The sequence below is a fragment of the Vibrio sp. 10N.247.310.17 genome, from assembly GCF_041466605.1.
GTDB lineage: Bacteria > Pseudomonadota > Gammaproteobacteria > Enterobacterales > Vibrionaceae > Vibrio > Vibrio tasmaniensis_A.
On sequence record NZ_JBFSTC010000005.1, the window covers coordinates 26,627 to 43,418 of the forward strand.

General features: G+C 46.0%; 15 protein-coding genes. 9 read left to right on the forward strand and 6 right to left on the reverse strand.

Features of this window, described 5'->3' with window-relative positions:
* Nucleotides 1–171 precede the first annotated feature (171 nt).
* On the forward strand, nt 172–735 hold the full coding sequence (locus tag AB6D80_RS02895) for a sugar O-acetyltransferase (protein WP_004732276.1): 564 nt from the start codon (nt 172–174) through the stop codon (nt 733–735).
* Between the two features lie 64 nt (nt 736–799).
* Here AB6D80_RS02895 and AB6D80_RS02900 read toward each other — a convergent pair whose 3' ends face one another.
* Nucleotides 800–1,987, reverse strand: coding sequence for an MFS transporter (locus AB6D80_RS02900; RefSeq protein WP_017062388.1), 1,188 nt, complete (start codon nt 1,985–1,987; stop codon nt 800–802).
* 281 nt (nt 1,988–2,268) lie between these two features.
* Here AB6D80_RS02900 and AB6D80_RS02905 point away from each other — a divergent pair, with 281 nt between their 5' ends.
* Entirely contained in the window at nt 2,269–3,150 is an 882-nt protein-coding gene (locus AB6D80_RS02905; protein ID WP_009845937.1) for a LysR family transcriptional regulator, read from the forward strand.
* A gap of 154 nt (nt 3,151–3,304) precedes the next feature.
* Here AB6D80_RS02905 and AB6D80_RS02910 read toward each other — a convergent pair whose 3' ends face one another.
* Both AB6D80_RS02910 and AB6D80_RS02915 read right to left on the reverse strand, forming a co-directional pair.
* Nucleotides 3,305–3,802, reverse strand: a complete 498-nt coding sequence (locus AB6D80_RS02910) for a hypothetical protein (protein ID WP_372187702.1) — start codon at nt 3,800–3,802, stop codon at nt 3,305–3,307.
* 139 nt (nt 3,803–3,941) lie between these two features.
* A complete protein-coding gene (locus AB6D80_RS02915; protein WP_372187704.1) occupies nt 3,942–4,475 on the reverse strand; it encodes a dihydrofolate reductase family protein in 534 nt (177 codons plus the stop codon).
* A 93-nt stretch (nt 4,476–4,568) separates the two neighbouring features.
* Between AB6D80_RS02915 and AB6D80_RS02920 the strand changes: the two genes are divergently transcribed.
* Together AB6D80_RS02920 and AB6D80_RS02925 are read left to right on the forward strand one after the other, a co-directional pair.
* Entirely contained in the window at nt 4,569–5,132 is a 564-nt protein-coding gene (locus AB6D80_RS02920; protein WP_371707147.1) for a TetR/AcrR family transcriptional regulator, read from the forward strand.
* 161 nt (nt 5,133–5,293) lie between these two features.
* A complete protein-coding gene (locus AB6D80_RS02925; protein WP_372187706.1) occupies nt 5,294–6,826 on the forward strand; it encodes a phospholipase D family protein in 1,533 nt (510 codons plus the stop codon).
* Nucleotides 6,827–6,925: 99 nt separating this feature from the next.
* Here AB6D80_RS02925 and nfsA read toward each other — a convergent pair whose 3' ends face one another.
* The 3 genes from nfsA to AB6D80_RS02940 all read right to left on the reverse strand — a co-directional run bounded on the left by nfsA (nt 6,926) and on the right by AB6D80_RS02940 (nt 10,538).
* On the reverse strand, nt 6,926–7,648 hold the full coding sequence (gene nfsA / locus AB6D80_RS02930) for an oxygen-insensitive NADPH nitroreductase (protein ID WP_372187708.1): 723 nt from the start codon (nt 7,646–7,648) through the stop codon (nt 6,926–6,928).
* A 188-nt stretch (nt 7,649–7,836) separates the two neighbouring features.
* Nucleotides 7,837–8,949, reverse strand: coding sequence for an OmpP1/FadL family transporter (locus tag AB6D80_RS02935; protein WP_372187710.1), 1,113 nt, complete (start codon nt 8,947–8,949; stop codon nt 7,837–7,839).
* Between the two features lie 188 nt (nt 8,950–9,137).
* The gene (locus AB6D80_RS02940) at nt 9,138–10,538 is read right to left on the reverse strand and encodes a DUF1254 domain-containing protein (RefSeq protein ID WP_372187712.1); all 1,401 of its coding nucleotides are present in this window, start codon (nt 10,536–10,538) and stop codon (nt 9,138–9,140) included.
* Nucleotides 10,539–10,780: 242 nt separating this feature from the next.
* Between AB6D80_RS02940 and AB6D80_RS02945 the strand changes: the two genes are divergently transcribed.
* From AB6D80_RS02945 to AB6D80_RS02965, 5 genes are all read left to right on the forward strand, one after another.
* Nucleotides 10,781–11,932, forward strand: coding sequence for an anaerobic sulfatase maturase (locus tag AB6D80_RS02945; protein WP_372187714.1), 1,152 nt, complete (start codon nt 10,781–10,783; stop codon nt 11,930–11,932).
* A gap of 17 nt (nt 11,933–11,949) precedes the next feature.
* Nucleotides 11,950–12,846, forward strand: a complete 897-nt coding sequence (locus AB6D80_RS02950) for a LysR family transcriptional regulator (protein ID WP_172378613.1) — start codon at nt 11,950–11,952, stop codon at nt 12,844–12,846.
* A 185-nt stretch (nt 12,847–13,031) separates the two neighbouring features.
* Nucleotides 13,032–14,570 carry a sulfatase-like hydrolase/transferase gene (locus AB6D80_RS02955; RefSeq protein ID WP_372187716.1) on the forward strand — a complete coding sequence of 513 codons (1,539 nt, stop codon included), beginning with the start codon at nt 13,032–13,034 and terminating at the stop codon, nt 14,568–14,570.
* A gap of 61 nt (nt 14,571–14,631) precedes the next feature.
* Nucleotides 14,632–15,309: a hypothetical protein gene (locus tag AB6D80_RS02960; protein WP_372187717.1), complete on the forward strand. Its 678-nt coding sequence runs from the start codon at nt 14,632–14,634 to the stop codon at nt 15,307–15,309.
* A gap of 12 nt (nt 15,310–15,321) precedes the next feature.
* On the forward strand, nt 15,322–16,770 hold the full coding sequence (locus AB6D80_RS02965) for a DUF1254 domain-containing protein (RefSeq protein WP_372187719.1): 1,449 nt from the start codon (nt 15,322–15,324) through the stop codon (nt 16,768–16,770).
* Nucleotides 16,771–16,792: the final 22 nt, after the last annotated feature.

The following is a 16,792-nucleotide window of genomic DNA, read 5'->3' on the forward strand; positions in this document are numbered from 1 at the left end:
AGTGACGAGCTGCGCATCTCTTAAACCAAGCTCAAACACTCCTTATTCACTGTTATTTAGATGTGCGATATTGCGTTTTTTGGTCGATGAATTGACCACCATTAGTTAAGTAATGTGAAACTAGCTAAGTAATATGAAAATAGCTGAGTGATGCGAAAACAGGTAAGTAACGTGAAAACAGAAAAACAAAAAATGCTAGCAGGCGAACCTTATCAGGCTTGGGATAAAGAGCTTTATGCCGCTCGTATCGAGTGTCGTAAGGTGCTTCAAAAACTCAATAACAGTATTCCTGACACTCCTGAATGGGAAGCGGCAACGCAAGAGCTCATTCCGGGCTGTGAAAACGCGCATCTAGAACCTCCATTTCGTTGTGACTACGGCTCGAACATCAAGCTGGGCAAGAACTTCTACGCTAACTTTAACTGCGTGATTTTGGATGTGGCTGAAGTGACCATTGGCGACAATGTGCTGCTTGGTCCGAACGTTCAAATCCTGACCGCAGGTCACCCACTCGATGTGAAAGGCCGTGTAGAAGAAGGCGTTGAGTTTGGCACGCCAATTAACGTTGGTGACAATGTTTGGTTAGGTGGTGGTGTGATCATCTGCCCTGGCGTGACCATTGGCGAAAACAGTGTGATTGGCGCGGGCAGTGTGGTAACTAAAGACATCCCAGCCAATGTGGTTGCAGTCGGTAACCCATGTAAAGTGCTGAAATCGATCGATAACGGACAATAATCAGATGTAAATGACGAAGCCCGAACCTAGGTTCGGGCTTTGTTTTTTCTATCCTTGCTAGATGCTAGATGCTAGATGGAACAGCTTGTTGTGCTTGCTTCTTATCTAACGCACCACTGAATCGAGTCAGAACAAGAGCGATCAAAACGATCACCGCACCTACCCAAGGGGTGTTCATTAATCCAGATTTCGCGACAATCAAACCACCGCCCCATGAGCCCAATGCAATACCGACGTTGAAGGCGGCAATGTTCAATCCAGAAGCGACATCGACTGCGTCTGGTGTGTATTTCTCAGCCAGTTTCACAACATACACTTGTAGCCCCGGAACGTTACCGAATGCAAATGCACCCCAAACCAAAATAGTCGCAACGGCTGCATAAGGGTTTACAGCGGTAAAGTTGAATACCACCAGTACTGCGGCTAAACCAGAGAAGATAACGGTCAGCGCTTTAATCGGGCCCATCTTGTCAGCCATTTTTCCGCCCCAGATGTTACCCACCGCCACTGACACACCGTAAACCAACATGATGAGGCTGATTGAGCTCGAATCAAACCCTGATACGTTTTCCAGTATTGGAGCAAGGAAGGTAAAGGCTGTGAATGTGCCGCCATAACCTAGTGCTGTGATAGCGTAAACCAACAGTAATCGTGGTTGAGTTAGAACCTTTAGTTGTGCCGAAATCTTCGCCGCAGGTGGTTGCTTAAGGTTGCTTGGAACCAAGATAGCGCTACCGATAAGAGCAATAAGACCAAGCAGAGCAACGATCAAGAAGGTCGCTTGCCAGCCAAAGGTTTGACCGATGTAAGTGCCCAGTGGTACGCCGGTCACCAATGCAACCGTTAAACCCGTAAACATGATCGCGATGGCACTGGCTGCTTTATCTTTTGAAACCAAACCTGTCGCGATGGTCGATCCAATCGAGAAGAACACACCATGGGCGAGGCCGGTCAAAATTCGTGCGGCGATCAGCGTGTTATAGCCTGGAGCTTGCCACGCCAATAAGTTACCAATGACAAACAATGCCATCACGGTTAGCAATACCGCTTTACGATTCCACTTTCCGGTTAATGCCGTTAATACTGGTGCGCCAATAGCAACGCCAAGCGCGTATAAACTGACTAATAGGCCTGCCGATGGCAGAGATACATTCAAGTCGCTCGCCATGGTAGGAATCAAGCCTACGATGACAAATTCTGTGGTTCCGATGGCAAAGGCGCTGAGCGTCAATGCAAGTAATGCTAATGGCATAATCATCTCTCTTACTGTTCTTTGTTAAATACCGATCGCGATAAAATGGGGCAGCTTGTGACTGCAATAGGAGCGCTTCGTTTGATGGCGAGGATTATCTAGCAAAATATATTTGTGAAAAATGCCATCATTAACAAATAACCTTTGTGCTATTTGCAATAATTGGAGAGTTAGCCGATCATTGGATTAAGCTGATGAGATCGAAAAGACTCAGATGATTTGAGCTGTGATGAGCACAAGCGTGATGACATTAAACAAAATTAAGATAGCGAAGGAGCCTCATGTTAACCCGTTCAGATGATTTAGAAATGGTACTCACCGTCGTCGATGCTGGTGGTTTTTCTGCGGCAGCAGAGACGTTGGATGTGCAAGTCGCCAAGGTATCTCGTTCGGTGAGTAAGGTTGAGTCGCAACTCGGCGTCTCAATATTCAACCGAACAACGAGACGCGTGGAATTGACGGAGGAAGGGCGGCAGTTTGTCGATTCAGTCAGGGTGGGATTACAAATGATCCAGAGCGCGGAAGAAGAAATCGTGTCGCGCGGTGAGTTGCCTAAAGGTCGTTTAAGAGTCGATGCCGCCAGTCCATTCGTATTCCATCAGCTAGTGCCGTTGGTGCAGTCATTCAAAGAGGCTTACCCAGACATTGAGTTGGAACTCACTTCCAACGAAGGCTTCGTTGATCTTCTCGAAAAGAGAACCGATGTTGCGATTCGAATCGGTAAGTTGTCGGATTCAACATTGCACGCTCGACCGTTAGGAAAAAGTTTACTCCATATTGTGGCGTCACCTGATTATCTCGCTAAGCGTGGGCTACCCACCAAACCTGAAGATTTGAGTTCGCATCAAATTGTGGGATTTGCGGGTAACAAAGTGCTTAACCATTGGCCTTTACCAAACCAAAGTGACGTCGCGCCTACTGTGACAGCCAGTAATGGTGAAACCGTGCGTCAACTAGTCTTAGCTGGAAATGGGATTGCTTGTCTGTCGGGGTTTATGGTGCAGGAAGATATGGCAGCAGGGCGTCTAATCCCTATTCTGGAACAAGACAAACTTGCGAATACAGATCGAGAGCGAGTGAATGCGGTTTACTACAAGTCGTCCTCTGTCTCTAAACGTATCTCGGCGTTTATCGATTTTATACAGCCCCGTTTGAGCTTGTAGGGAAGAATGAAACACTCTTTAGCAGCACACAGTCAAGCCGTTATTTGAATCGTTTGAGAACGGGTATTCGTATCAATGTTTAGAGAGCACATATTGTTGTATTGAGATTCGATAGGTGGATGTGATCTCAATAGCGTTTACTGACTTTCAGTGTTTAAAAACCGCCCGCCCACGCATCAAAATCGTCAATATTGTCGAGTTCTTGCTGGCTTCTTGGCACAGGGTAATAAGGCAAGGCTAACCTTTGAGCGGAAGGTTGCAGTTCCCAATCGGGCGTAATCTTGAGTCGGGTTAATTCATCGTTGAGGCGCACAAACATATAGTAGCCATCGGTATGGGTATTGGCGTAACTCGCGATTGTGGCGATATCGCCAGAGGGTAATTTTACATCTCGGCCGAGCGGGTAGAGTTGGTGCAATGCGAAACTCACTTTGGGATCTTCAAGTTTGCCTTGCTTAAAGCGTTCTAATCCGATGGCGGTTGAAGTAGTGCGCAGCTTCCACCCTGTGAGGAACAATCCACTTAAGTTATCTTGGAACGGCTTACCCTTTCGATTACCTTCATTGGTAATGAATTGAACCGTCAGCGTGTCTCCCGATTCTTGCAGAATTTCTAAAAACTGTTCACCAGTGCGATCGACCAAAATCTTCATAATATCCAGCTACCATCAAGAATGAGAGACGATAAAGGGTACTACTTTAGGGGAGGCTTGTGTAGAGACGGTAAAGCTTACGTCGCGTGAACAATGTTTTCGGTGTTGATCCTTTCATGGCCTTAGAGCAACAACAGCTTTAACGCTTACGTAAGTAATGAGTTTGCACGATTTCATCAAGGTACGTCGTGACGCCTTTCAACGTAAAGTCGACCGGAGACACTAAGTCACCAAATAACGGGGATCCACCACCAAGCACGATAGGAATGGTCGAGATGATCAGCTCATCAATCAGGTCTTCTTTCATGAAGTTTTGAATGGTGATGCCGCCATCGATGTACAAGTTCTTTAGGCCTTTGTTATTCAAATCCGCGACAATCTGTTTAAGCTCGCCCTTCATCAAAAATACCTTGCCTTCAAGTTCTTGAGGCACTTCATTTAAAGTGTTGCTCAGTACATAGACTGGCTTGCTGTAAGGCCAATCGATACCAAAGCTCAGCACCATGTCCATTGTATTACGTCCCATGACCAGTGCATCGATACGATCGGTGTGGGCGTTGTAACCCATGTCGTCACCGTCAGGATTTGGAATCGCTTGCAGCCAATCTAAGTCGCCTTGTTTGTCTGCAATGTAACCGTCAAGGCTGGTTGCGATGAATACAATATTTGACATTTTTAACTCCGATATCGATGAGAAACTTGGCATCTACACGGTAATAAATTAAAATATTCTACAGTGTAGAAATAAAGTTTAAGAGGTGACGGTATGACTGTCAAGGATCAGAAACGAGGTCGACCAAAGAGTGGATCAAGCCAACTCAGCGCCGAGAGAATTCTCACCATCGCTAAAAGCATGATGCGAGAGAGTGGCAAAGTGCCAAGCATTCGAGGATTAGCGACAGAACTCGGGGTCGATGCGATGGCCATATACCATTACTTCAAAAACAAAAACGATCTGCTTGAGGCAATCACGGTTTCTTTGATTGAAGAAGTTGCGCAGCCAGAGCTGATCCAAGACTGGCGAGATAACCTTTATCGGCTCAGTGTGAGTTACTTGTCGATGCTCAACGAATATAGAGGCTTGTTAGAGACCTTATTGACCATGAAATCCCTCGGGCCGATGGAAGTTTTTAGCGAACGTTTTGAAGCGGTGTTGAGCCCGTTAGCGTTAACCGAACAGCAAACTAAAAATGCGTTGGACTTGCTGGTGGATTATTTACACGGCTACGCTTTGGCGTTGAACTGTAACCCAGACCGAACAGAGCTCACCATTGAAATGGTCGAAAAGCCGCTGAGTTTATACTGTTTGGCGCTCACTCAACTTAAGTGATCTGTAGGCCAATTTAACGACCTTTAAATTTATACTGGATAATTACCTATAAATTTCAGGATTTAGCAGTAATAATCAATGAATAGATCGGAATAGCTTGTTCATTGAAAAGCTGTACGGAAAGTTTCTAAAGACGTCATCGTGAAAAGGAAGTCAGATACATGCCTGTGCTCCAACGCATCAGTTTAACGCTAATCTTAATCGCCGTTTTAGGTGGGTGTTCTTCACTTCCTGAAGGCATCGATCATCCAACAGAACCGCCAACCTCTCCTGTACCTAGTTCTTTATCGGTTCTAACCAATGAATTTCAGCCTGAAGCTTTAGAGCAAGGCACCACTGCGGTTCGTCTGCAAGAGTCGGGTTGGGATGCTTTAGCACAGCGATTAGCGCTGGTCGAAAGTGCCGAGCACACCATCGACATTCAATACTACATCTGGAACTCTGACGAATCGGGCAGTTACTTAGCCAGCCGTTTATTAGCCGCGGCTGAGCGCGGTGTGAAGGTTCGCGTAATGCTGGATGATATCAATCTCAATGAGCGTGAAGGTTTGTTGTCGGCACTGGATGCGCACCCTAATGTCGAGATTCGTATCTTCAACCCAACGCCAACACGTCGTGGCTTCAGTAAATGGTTGAGCTTTGTCGGTGACTTTTCTCGCTTAAATCGCCGTATGCACAATAAGTCGTTTACCGTCGATGGCACCTTGTCTGTGGTGGGTGGCCGTAATATCGGTGATGAATACTTCGACCTTTCTGATGAAATCAATTTCCGAGACCGCGATGTATTAGTCATGGGCTCGGTAGTTAACACCATCCAAACCAGTTTTGTTGAATACTGGAACAGCCGTTGCTCTTACCCTGTCGATATGCTGGGTGATGACGAACAACCTGATCTCTCGAAGATAGATAATATTGTCGTTCCGCATTATCAAAATTATCCTGAATTACCATTAGATCGCAAGGCTGCTGATAGTTTACTGAAAGAGGTGATTGGTGAGATGACTTGGGTGAATGCGCGTTTTGTTTACGATCAACCCGTCCCTGATGACTCCGATAATACTGATGAACCGAAAGCGACTGCGATTCTTCTAGGGAAGTTAGCGAGTGAATCGAAACAAGAGATCTTGTTGGAATCCGCTTACCTTGTATTCGATGATGGTCAGCTTGAAGAGTGGCAGGTATTGAACAACAAGGGCGTTGAGATAAAAGCGCTAACGAACTCTATGGCCTCTAATGATCTGGTGACTAATCACTCCGCTTATGCGGGCAGACGTTACGACATGTTGGAGCATGGCATCGACCTGTTTGAGCTAAAACCAGAATCTAAGCTGTGTGAAGCATCGACTCAAGACGTCTCTAAATGTGCACCTGAGACGGCCTATGGCTTGCACGCTAAATCAGTCGTATTCGACCGCAGCATCGCGAGCATTGGCTCATTTAACTTCAACTTGCGCTCTACCTATCTCAACACGGAATCGGTTTTGATCATCGAAAATAAAGTCATTGCCGAAAAACTAGCAGAAACCATTGAGCAAGCAATGAGCGAAGAAAACAGCTGGCGATTAGAGCTTGAAGACGGTGATGTGTATTGGTATTCAGGCGAGAAAAGCTGGGACAGCGAACCAGAAACGGGTAAGTGGGAACGAATGCAGTCTGGCTTCCTACAATTGTTACCGATTGAGAAATATCTGTAAGCTAGCCGCCTCTGGATAAATAAAAATGTCAGCGTATATTACGCTGACATTTTTGTTTGTGCTGCTGTTTGCTGTGGTTTGTTGCAAGCTCTTAACGGCTTAACGCTTGGTCAGCTGCTTGCTGTTCAAGTAAGGCAGGATATGCGGGCGAGATTCGCCAGACAGCTTTTGAGTGATCTGTTGTGACCAACTGCTCTGCTTTTGGTTGCTTGAACGGCTTGCGTAGTAGCTCTGTATTGAATCATCGTAGCTAGCAATGTCATCTAGGCTCAGCGGTTGGTATTGGTTTTCGTGCATGACTACGTGGGCAGGAAGGCGAGGTTTAACCTCTGGTTGTTGTGCAGGGTGGCCTAAACACATCCCGAACAACACGGCAGTGTGCAGTGGCAGTTCTAACAGTTCATCGACTTGTTGTGCGCTGTTACGCAGCCCGCCAATGTAAACGCCACCCAAACCTAGAGACTCAGCAGCCAGCATGCAGTTTTGCGCCATGATGCCAGAATCTACCGCGCCAATCAGGGTCAGTTCAGTAAAGTCGGTTTTCACTTCAGGGTTGATTTGCGCGTGGCGTTGATAGTCGATACAGAACACCAAAAACTCTGCCGCGTTCTCAACGTAAGCTTGGTTGCCTGCGTATTCGGCTAACAGTTTGCGCTTTTCTTTGTCTGTCACTCTCACGATAGAAACAGCCTGCAGTAAGCTCGATGACGAAGCCGCGAGACCAGCTTGAATAATCACATCAAGTTGTGCTTTTTCAATCGGTTGATTTGTATATTGACGAATGGAGCGGTGCCCCAGAATAGTTTCAATCGTGCTGTTCATAACTCTCAGACAGTCCTTGTGATGATGACGTAGAGAATCACAATAACGACAATTACCATGAGCGTAAAGGGTGTTCGAGCCTTTCTGGTTGGCAGAATGATATTCATGAATTTAAAAGGATTGCTGTCACAGCCAATCCTTTTTTGTACGGTTTCTTGCTAGAAGCGAATAACGCTCAAGAGTTCGCTTTAATGGCGAAGAGACAAAGTGATGAAGTGAACTCTGTTGGTCGAATAGCTGCCAGAAGGCTGAAATAGTCCTGAGTCAGCATTAATTTCACCATGGCCTAAATCTTGGTATTGGTAGCTCAATCCTAGATGTAAGTCGTTGGATATCTTCTTCTCAGCGCCGAATCCGATACGCCACTGTTTATCGAGCGGGAGTAACACATCTCTGTTTTGACTGCTTACAGGGCTCGTGTCACCGCTCACTCCGCTGTACAGCAACCAATCCTCGTATGCGTATTCCACACCAACCCCAAGAGAATAGGTGGTTGAGTATTTGTCATCATAATCTTGCCATGTCTCCATGTTGGAGCTGAGTAGAAGGTTTAAGTCTTCATTTAATGAATGCTTCAACCCTAAGTTTAAGCTTCGAACCCATGTTAGTTCAGAGCTAATGCCAAAAGCGTTGGCGTTATCAAGGGAAAGGTCGTGATCAAATTGGCCCTGATAACTGACACCCAATTGTGTGTTGTCACTGATGTGGTGATTGAGACTCAGGCCGAATCCTAGGTCGAGGCTATCTCCTTGAAGCTCTCGACCATTCAATGCTTGAGTTTCAAGCGCTGCGTGCTGCAATATCAAAGAACCACCAAGAGACAGTTGTTCATTGACCTGATATGACAATGACGACGTAAAGTTGAGTGCCGAAATGCTATTTTCTTTGATCAATAAAGCAGGGTGTGCGCCAACGCCGTGTGAGTATTCAACGCCAGTGCCGCCAGCTGCGTGCAATGCTGCGCCAACGACCCATTGATCGTTGAGTCTTGATGCGTAAGACAAATGAGGGAGAACATCGGCGCTGCTTCCCGTGGTCGAAGCCGAGTTATCGTCACGGACAAAAGTGGTTTCAACATCGAGGTATTGAACGCCGAGAATCCAAGCGCTTTCTTCAATAGCCGATAACCCCGCAGCATTGGTGATCACGGCGGATGCATCGTTCGCGGTGACGTTCCCTGCGCCTGCCGTGCCGACGCTTTTAGTGGTCGCAATCTGAGATAGATTTAACCCTCCCGCGTGAGCAAGAGAGCTGACTATCCCTGTTACTAACAGAGACAGTGTGATGAAAGGTGTTTTCAAGAATAGAACCTTATTTTCAGTGTATGAGTTATGTTTCCAGTAATTTGGGTGATGTTTCTAGCAGTTCGAGCCATGCTCTTAGAGAGAGAAGTCATTGCCACGAGCGAACACTAAGAACGCCGTGGCAATTGACTTGATCGACTTAATTGCCTTAGTTGGATTAATCGAAGTAATTAACTTAATTGAGGCTAGAGCTTTTCAACTTGTGGCAGCGGATACTCATTGTTGAGAACGGCTTGAGTTGGCTCATACAGGCGCATGTGAAGATAGAAGTCATCTTGAGGGGCTGGCAGCCAGTTACACGTTGGATCGGACGGTTTTACGTATTGAATGCATATTGGCAAGGTGCCGTCTTCTGCGTATTTCAGCTCATCTTTACGATTGGTTGAAATGGAGTAGCGTTGAATGAAGTTCTCAACCATGAACAGGTTTTTAGCGTCGTACATGGTCAAAGACCAAAAGGCGTCAGCGGGTGCATCGGCAGGCATGGTCATTCGATATTGATTGGATCCCGACAGTTGCTCGCCATTCGAGTCTGTGTATCGATTTGGGTAGAGTGCTCGCTCTGGTACATTCAAACCAGCCGCACGCATATTGATGCTCGCTCGGCTCAGGTAATCATTTCCGTAACGGCCACCCTCGTACATCATCGACCAGCCATTATTGACATCACCGATGCTTCGACCTGCGTATTGAATGATCTGTTGTGAAGACTCAATCGCGCGCATTAGCCCTTTTTTCTGTGCTGAAGTTAGTGCTTCAGGGTTAAAGGGGGTCGATCCTCCAATACCAATTTGCTGGAATTGATCAACGATGGCAGCATCTTCTGGAATCGGGTTTTTACGTAGTTCACGGTCAATTAGCGAATACCACTCTAACCCTTCAGGCCTCGCCATGGGTGGGATACGACCTGTCGAAGCTTTGAGCTCTACGATGTCATGCTCTGCGCCGAGTTGATCGAGTGGGTAGCTGAGGAATTTATCGTGAATAACCAGTGCGTCATTGAGGTCTTGCTCGCCAAACACGCCCGTTCGTTGAATCAACCAAACCATAGGAGTGCGAGATTCTACGACACGATCAATTCCCTCTGGTACTTCACCAGCCCATCCTTTGTTAACCAACAGCACTTTGGAACCTTGGTCGCCTACATTCTTCACGTGCAGATCTTCAATCGAATCTGAGTAAGCATCCAATAGCTGAACAATGTAGTAACGGTTATCGGTGCGAGGAATATCAATCACCATTGGACCTGATAAATCCAGATCGTAGTGAGCTTGTGAGTAGAGCGTATCGTTGTTGACGGTCGGTACAATCCTATCCTGAGGTCCGGATAGAACGCGTGTTTTACCCATCTCATTCAATGGTGCCATAGCGTTGTCCATCGGCGCATCAACAGATGTGGTCGTTTGCCTAACCGCAGCCACGGTTAATGGACCCGTACCATAGATAAATGCTTGAACACCTAGATTGTAAGCGAGCTCTTCTTCAGGATTAATAGATTGTTGGGCAAGGGATGGCATCGCGATAATACTGGATAAAGAACACACTAAACTGGTCAGTACACTTTTCTTATAGAGGAGCTTTCTCATAGAACACCTTAGATCGTAGGAACAGAATTAGGCATTTATCATATGAGCAAGTGAGATTAAGGAGTGTAATAGCCGATATTAAGGATGTTAATAGTCTCTTTTTACCTTTCAACTGGTTGTTTTAATTAACATTGATTTAGGGTGGTGAAGTACCCCTACGACGTGTGCGAGTAGGGTGCTTGAGGCGCTATTGTTTGATTGATTTTCGGTTGATATGTTGGCAAAAAAGTACGGGAATCGATATGAACACATCTACTTATCCTTTTAGCTTATTCATTAAAGCAGAAGGGGCTCAGTGCAATCTGGATTGTAGCTACTGCTATTATCTCAATAGACAAGATGGCGATAAAAGATCGTCAATGTCTCTGGACATGATGGAGCAAATTGTCGGTGATCATATCGACGCGCAGCCAATGAAAGATCAACAAGTGGATTTTATCTGGCACGGTGGCGAGCCTATGTTAAGAGGGCTCGATTTCTATGAAACGGCGATGAAAGCACAGGCAAGCAAAGCGACGAAAAAGCGCATCGTGAATACGATGCAGACCAACGGAACCATGATTAACGATCGCTGGGCGAGTTTCTTTGCTAAACATAATTTCATGATGGGCATCAGTATCGATGGCCCCAATATTCTGAATGACATCGCTCGGATCGACAAAAATGGCGAGTCGTCTTTTGAACGCACAATGCGTGGGATGTCTTATCTAAAGAAGCACAATGTTGATTTTAATACGTTAACGGTCGTGAACAATAAAACCTACAAACACGGTAAAACGATCTATCAGTTTTTGGTTGAAAATGGCAGTGGTTACATGCAGTTTCAGCCTTGTATCGATCATGAGTTAGACAGACGAACAGGGCATGATTGGTCGTTAACCGGTGAGCAGTGGGGGCAATTTCTTTGTGACTTGTTTGATGCATGGAGCGCCAATGATGTCGGTAAAGTGTATATCCAGTTTTTTGAAAACTGTTTAATGGTGTTGATGGGCTACCAAAGCCAAATGTGCCATCACAGCGCGACTTGTGGGCAGCAATTAATGGTTGAGCATGACGGCAATGTTTACAGTTGTGACCATTATGGGTATCAAGATCATCAATTGGGCACCATGAACAGTGATAAGCTTGCAACTATGGCGAGCTCACCAGAACAAATCGCGTTTGGCACCAACAAATATGAAGAGTTAAACAGCACTTGTCGACGTTGTGATTTTGTTGAACTCTGCCAAGGTGGTTGTCCTAAAAACAGGATAGCAACAACTGAAGATGGCAGTCCGATGAATCATTTGTGCCAAGGGTATGAAATGTTTTTTCGTCACGCATTACCCAAATTATTGCCTATGGTAGAAGCGATGAAAAAAGGGTATTCGCCAGCGTACTTTCCACTTTTCTAAATCATTTGGAGTAGGGCATGACCAAAGACCTAAACTTACTACGGCTCATTTTGGTGCTTAATGAAACTCGTCAAACGGTGAGTGCAGCCAAAGCCTTGAACGTAAGTCAGCCGACGATCAGTGTCATGCTTCGTAAGCTCAGAGAACAATTTGATGATGAGTTGTTTGTTCGAGATAAAGCAAGGCTTGAACCCACCCCGAAATGCTTGAAGCTTATCGAAACCTTGCCTCTGCTATTAGAGCAGCTAGATAACCTTTACATACCCAATGATGAGTGGGGCTTGGAAGATTTAAGAGGGGAGGTTCAAATCATGTTGCCTTCCCCGTTGTTGATCCCAGTGGGTGTGCCATTAATCAAAAAGCTGACCAAAGAAGCGCCGCAAGTGACGTTTCAATGTTCACCTTGGTTAGATAACGGCGTCCAGTCCCTAGAGACCAACCGAATGTGTTGGGGAGTGAGCTATCTTCCTATGGACGTCAATAAAACCCTGACTGAGCGCCCAGTTGGCTTTGATAAGTTCATGTTGGTGCTAAGAGCTGACCACCCAATTCAAGGCAATTCCCTTGAGGACATTCTGAAATACCCACTCTGTATCAATATGATCCCTGGTTATATTCAGCCGACCAAGACGGAAATGTTGATCAAAAAATACGACTTAGATAAACACATCGGGCTCAGAAGCAACAATATGAATTTGATGCTAGAAGTCGTTAAGGACAGCGACTTCATCTATGTAACATCGTCGAAATGCCGCTATTTGCTTGATCACTCTTATCGTTGTATCGATTTACCGCCGGAACTGTTGAAAGACACCTATCGTCGAGAATTGGCACTGTTTACTCATCAAGCAAACCGCAATAATCCGTTCACGGATTGGCTTCAAAAAGAAATCACGTCGATTATTCAATCCTAGCATCACGCTACTATTCCCTTTAAATAACTCCCCTTTTTAACGGCCACTATTAAGAATCGTAATAGTGGCTATCAAGCCATTTTTGGCGTCTTTCTTATACCATTTACCTCAACAATGGTTCGCTGAGACATGCACAATTTTCGTTGTGACTTCAGCGATTTACTCATAGTGAATGAGGGTTATAAATGTATAAGTCTTTTGTTAAATCCGCTCTGGCGCTTTCAGTACTGGCGAGCGTCAACGTACATGCAGCGAGCCAACCCAATGTGGTTGCCATCATGCTCGATGATGTGAGCCCAACGGATCTGTCAGCCTACCACCGTGGTTTAGGCGCGGTGGATACGCCGAACATTGATCGAGTTGCCGAACGCGGCATGATGGTCAGCGATTACTACGCACAAGGCAGCTCTACTGCAGGTCGATCTGCCTTTATCACGGGGCAATATCCATTCCGAACAGGCTTAACGTCTGTCGGTCAGCCGGGCTCTTCACTTGGCCTTCAAAAAGAAGATCCAACCCTAGCCGAAATGTTGAAAGACAAAGGCTATGCGACCGTGCATGTCGGTAAAAGTCACTTAGGCGATAACAATAGTCACCTGCCAACGGTGCACGGCTTTGATGAATTCTTCGGTTTCCTTTACCACCTTAATGTTATGGAGATGCCTGAACAGCCGGAATTCCCAACAGACCCTAACTTCAGAGGTCGCCCTCGCAATGTTCTTCACACTGTTGCTACCGAGAGTGTGGACATGCAAGAAGACCCAAGATTTGGTGTGGTTGGAAAGCAAACGATTGAAGATAAAGGTCCTTTAGGTGCTAAACGCATGCAAACCGTTGATGGCGAATTTTTGGAGTTTGCTACAAATTGGCTTGATAGACATGAAGCGGAGAAAGACGAACAACCTTACTTCATGTGGTACAACCCGACTCGTATGCACCAAAAAACGCACGTACGTCCGGAATATCAAGGTGCGAGCCAAATCAACACCTACTACGATGGCTTGATCGAACTGGATGACCAGATCGGTGTGCTACTCGACAAGCTTGAAGATTTGGGCGAAATCGACAACACCATCATTCTCTTCACATCTGACAATGGCGTAAACCTAGATCACTGGCCTGATTCAGGCTCTGCCTCATTCAGAGGACAAAAAGGCACGACATGGGATGGCGGTTTCCGTGTGCCAATGTTGGTCAGCTGGCCAGATAAAATCCCTCAAGGTGAATACACCGATGGCTTCATGACATCTGAAGACTGGGTGCCAACCATTATGGCTGCAGTGGGTGAAGGCGACATTAAGCAAGAGTTGCTAGATGGAAAAGAGTTAAACGGCGAGCGTTACCAAGTCCACTTGGATGGTTATAACCAGCTGGATATGTTGACCAAAGGCGAGCCGAGTCAACGTCATGAGTTCTTCTTCTACAACGAGCAAGATTTGAATGCGTTCCGAGTTGATGATTGGAAAGTGCACCTAAAAACCAAAACGGAGTGGATTGCGCCTCCTGAAGAGTGGCCACTAGGGATGCTCATCAACATCAAGGCTGATCCTTACGAGCGTAGCCCTGATACTCGTGGTTGGTTCTTATGGATGAAAGAGAAGTCTTGGGTATTACCAAAGCTGCAAAAATCAGCGGCGGAATATCAGAAGTCACTCAAAGCGTTTCCACCAAGACAGAAAGCCGGTGGTATTGGTATGGCAGACAAATCAGTGGTTGCTGACTAACGCCAAATACGACTAATGCAAGGTGTGCTGTAACAAGCGCACCTTACTACCGGACAACAATATGAAGAAACCGTTACGTCTGCTCACGGGCACCTTTTCCAGTTTTACACTCTCTATCTTTACGTTTATCCCCTTTGCATTTTGTGTTTCCGCTCAAGAAGAACCTGCAAGTGACATGGCTGATCCAATGGCTGTTTATACGGGAGGTGAAATTATTGCGGGCAATAAAGGGCTTGGCGCTACCTTCCAGTTTGGCGTGAATCGTGGCGATTGGGGTGTGTTGGGTAAGCTGGAAGGCAAAAACAACTTTGAAAACTATCGAGCACGATTCTTCACACCCAATAAGAAAACGGGCACCGGCTTATTTGTTGATGCTGGACACGACTTCTCCAACGACGATCTAACATCGAACTACGCCTCTATTGGTGTGATGCAAGCATTCAAATTAAGCGACAAATTTAAACTCTATAGCGCCATAACGTACGGACAAATGTGGGAGGAGAATAATAAGTTTGAGGACACGCAAATCATCAGCAGTATCAACTATCTAAAGTACGATTTTGCTGACCAATTTTATCTTCTACTCGCCCCCCAATACACCTACGGATTAGATGGTGAGAACACTCGAGATTTCTCTGCTGAAATGCAACTGGGCTACAAGGTCGATATTGACAACATCATCATCTTTAGTGGTGATACTGACAACAACACTTGGATCACCTTCCGTACTCGTTTTTAGTTAGGACATTAAATGATGAAAAAAAACATACTTGCGACAGCACTGGCTTGTGCTTTCATGGTTGCACTTCCGTCTCCGGTACTCGCGAGCCAATCCGTGGACGCGACGAGCGTAGCTGTGGCAACAAAAACAGCAATGGAGATAAAGACGGAAACTCTACCCATTGAGATGGCGAGTTTAGCGTCGCTCAAAAAGGATAATCAGCTATTGGCCCAACTTGCCTATGAGTACGCGTACTCGATAGATGAAGCCTACAAATACTTTTACAAAACCGTCGTTGAGCAAGACTACCCTTTGAATCGATTCCAAAATATTCGAATACTTGCTGACGACACTTACACTGCGCACCCGACGATTAACAATGACACGTTACATTTGATGGGTTGGATGGACCTAGCAGCAGAGCCTGTCATCGTTACGATTCCAGACCATGATGACAATCGATACTGGTTGTTCCATACCATGAATATGCAGCACTTTACTGACTCGGCTTTTGGCTCTCCACAGCGAGGCACAAAAGGCGGCAGTTTCATGTATGCAGTTGAAGGGTGGAAAGGTGAAGTGCCTGCGAGTGTCGATCAAGTCATCTATGTCGAGCACCCGCTGGTCAAAATGATGGGTCGAATCATGGACCTTGGCGGTGACGATTCTGCAACTGCTCAAAAGTTAATGGATCAATGGAATGTTAGGACGTTGTCGGAATACTTAGGTCAGAAAGGGCCAGTTCCTATTGAGCGCGAGTATCCAGATCCTGAAGACTCTAATTGGGTCGAGCGAACCAATTTCATTCTGTCTGAAGGAACCATGAAGGCACATGACCAAAAGCTGCTTGAACTGTTTGAGTACATTGGTTTAGGAGATGTTGAATTAGGCAAAGCCAGTCATCCATTTACGGCAGAGCAGCTTAGTATGATCGAGTCTGGTCAAAAAGACGGACTGGAACGAATCATCAATGCGGGCTTTGATGATTCACGAGACGTATTAGGCTCTCGCGATGAAATGACTAAGGTTCCAAGCTTTCAGCACGCCTACGGCACCTTAATGGGCCAATGGGGGCTGCCTGCAAAACACACTATGTACAGCGGTGACTTCTTCGATAGTGAAGGTGGTGCGCTCGACGGTAGTAAGTATGATTACACGGTGACCTTCGATTCGCCACCGCTAGAAGAGGGTGGTTTTTGGTCATACACGGCCTACAGTGGTGAAAGCCGATTGATGGAGAAAAATGACTTAAACCGTCATTCCCGTGGAGACAGAACGCTAACGCCTAATGTTGATGGCAGCTACACCATTTACATGAGTAGCGATGTAAAAGGGCATGAAGATGATCCTAACTTCTTACCTATCCCCGCTCACCAATGGTATTCAGTGTTACGCATGTACACGCCCGGTGAAGAGGTAAGAACCGATAAATGGAAATCGACACCGTTCACTAAGGTCAAGAAATCCACGATAAAGTGATGACTTAGATCGCCTGTTTAAG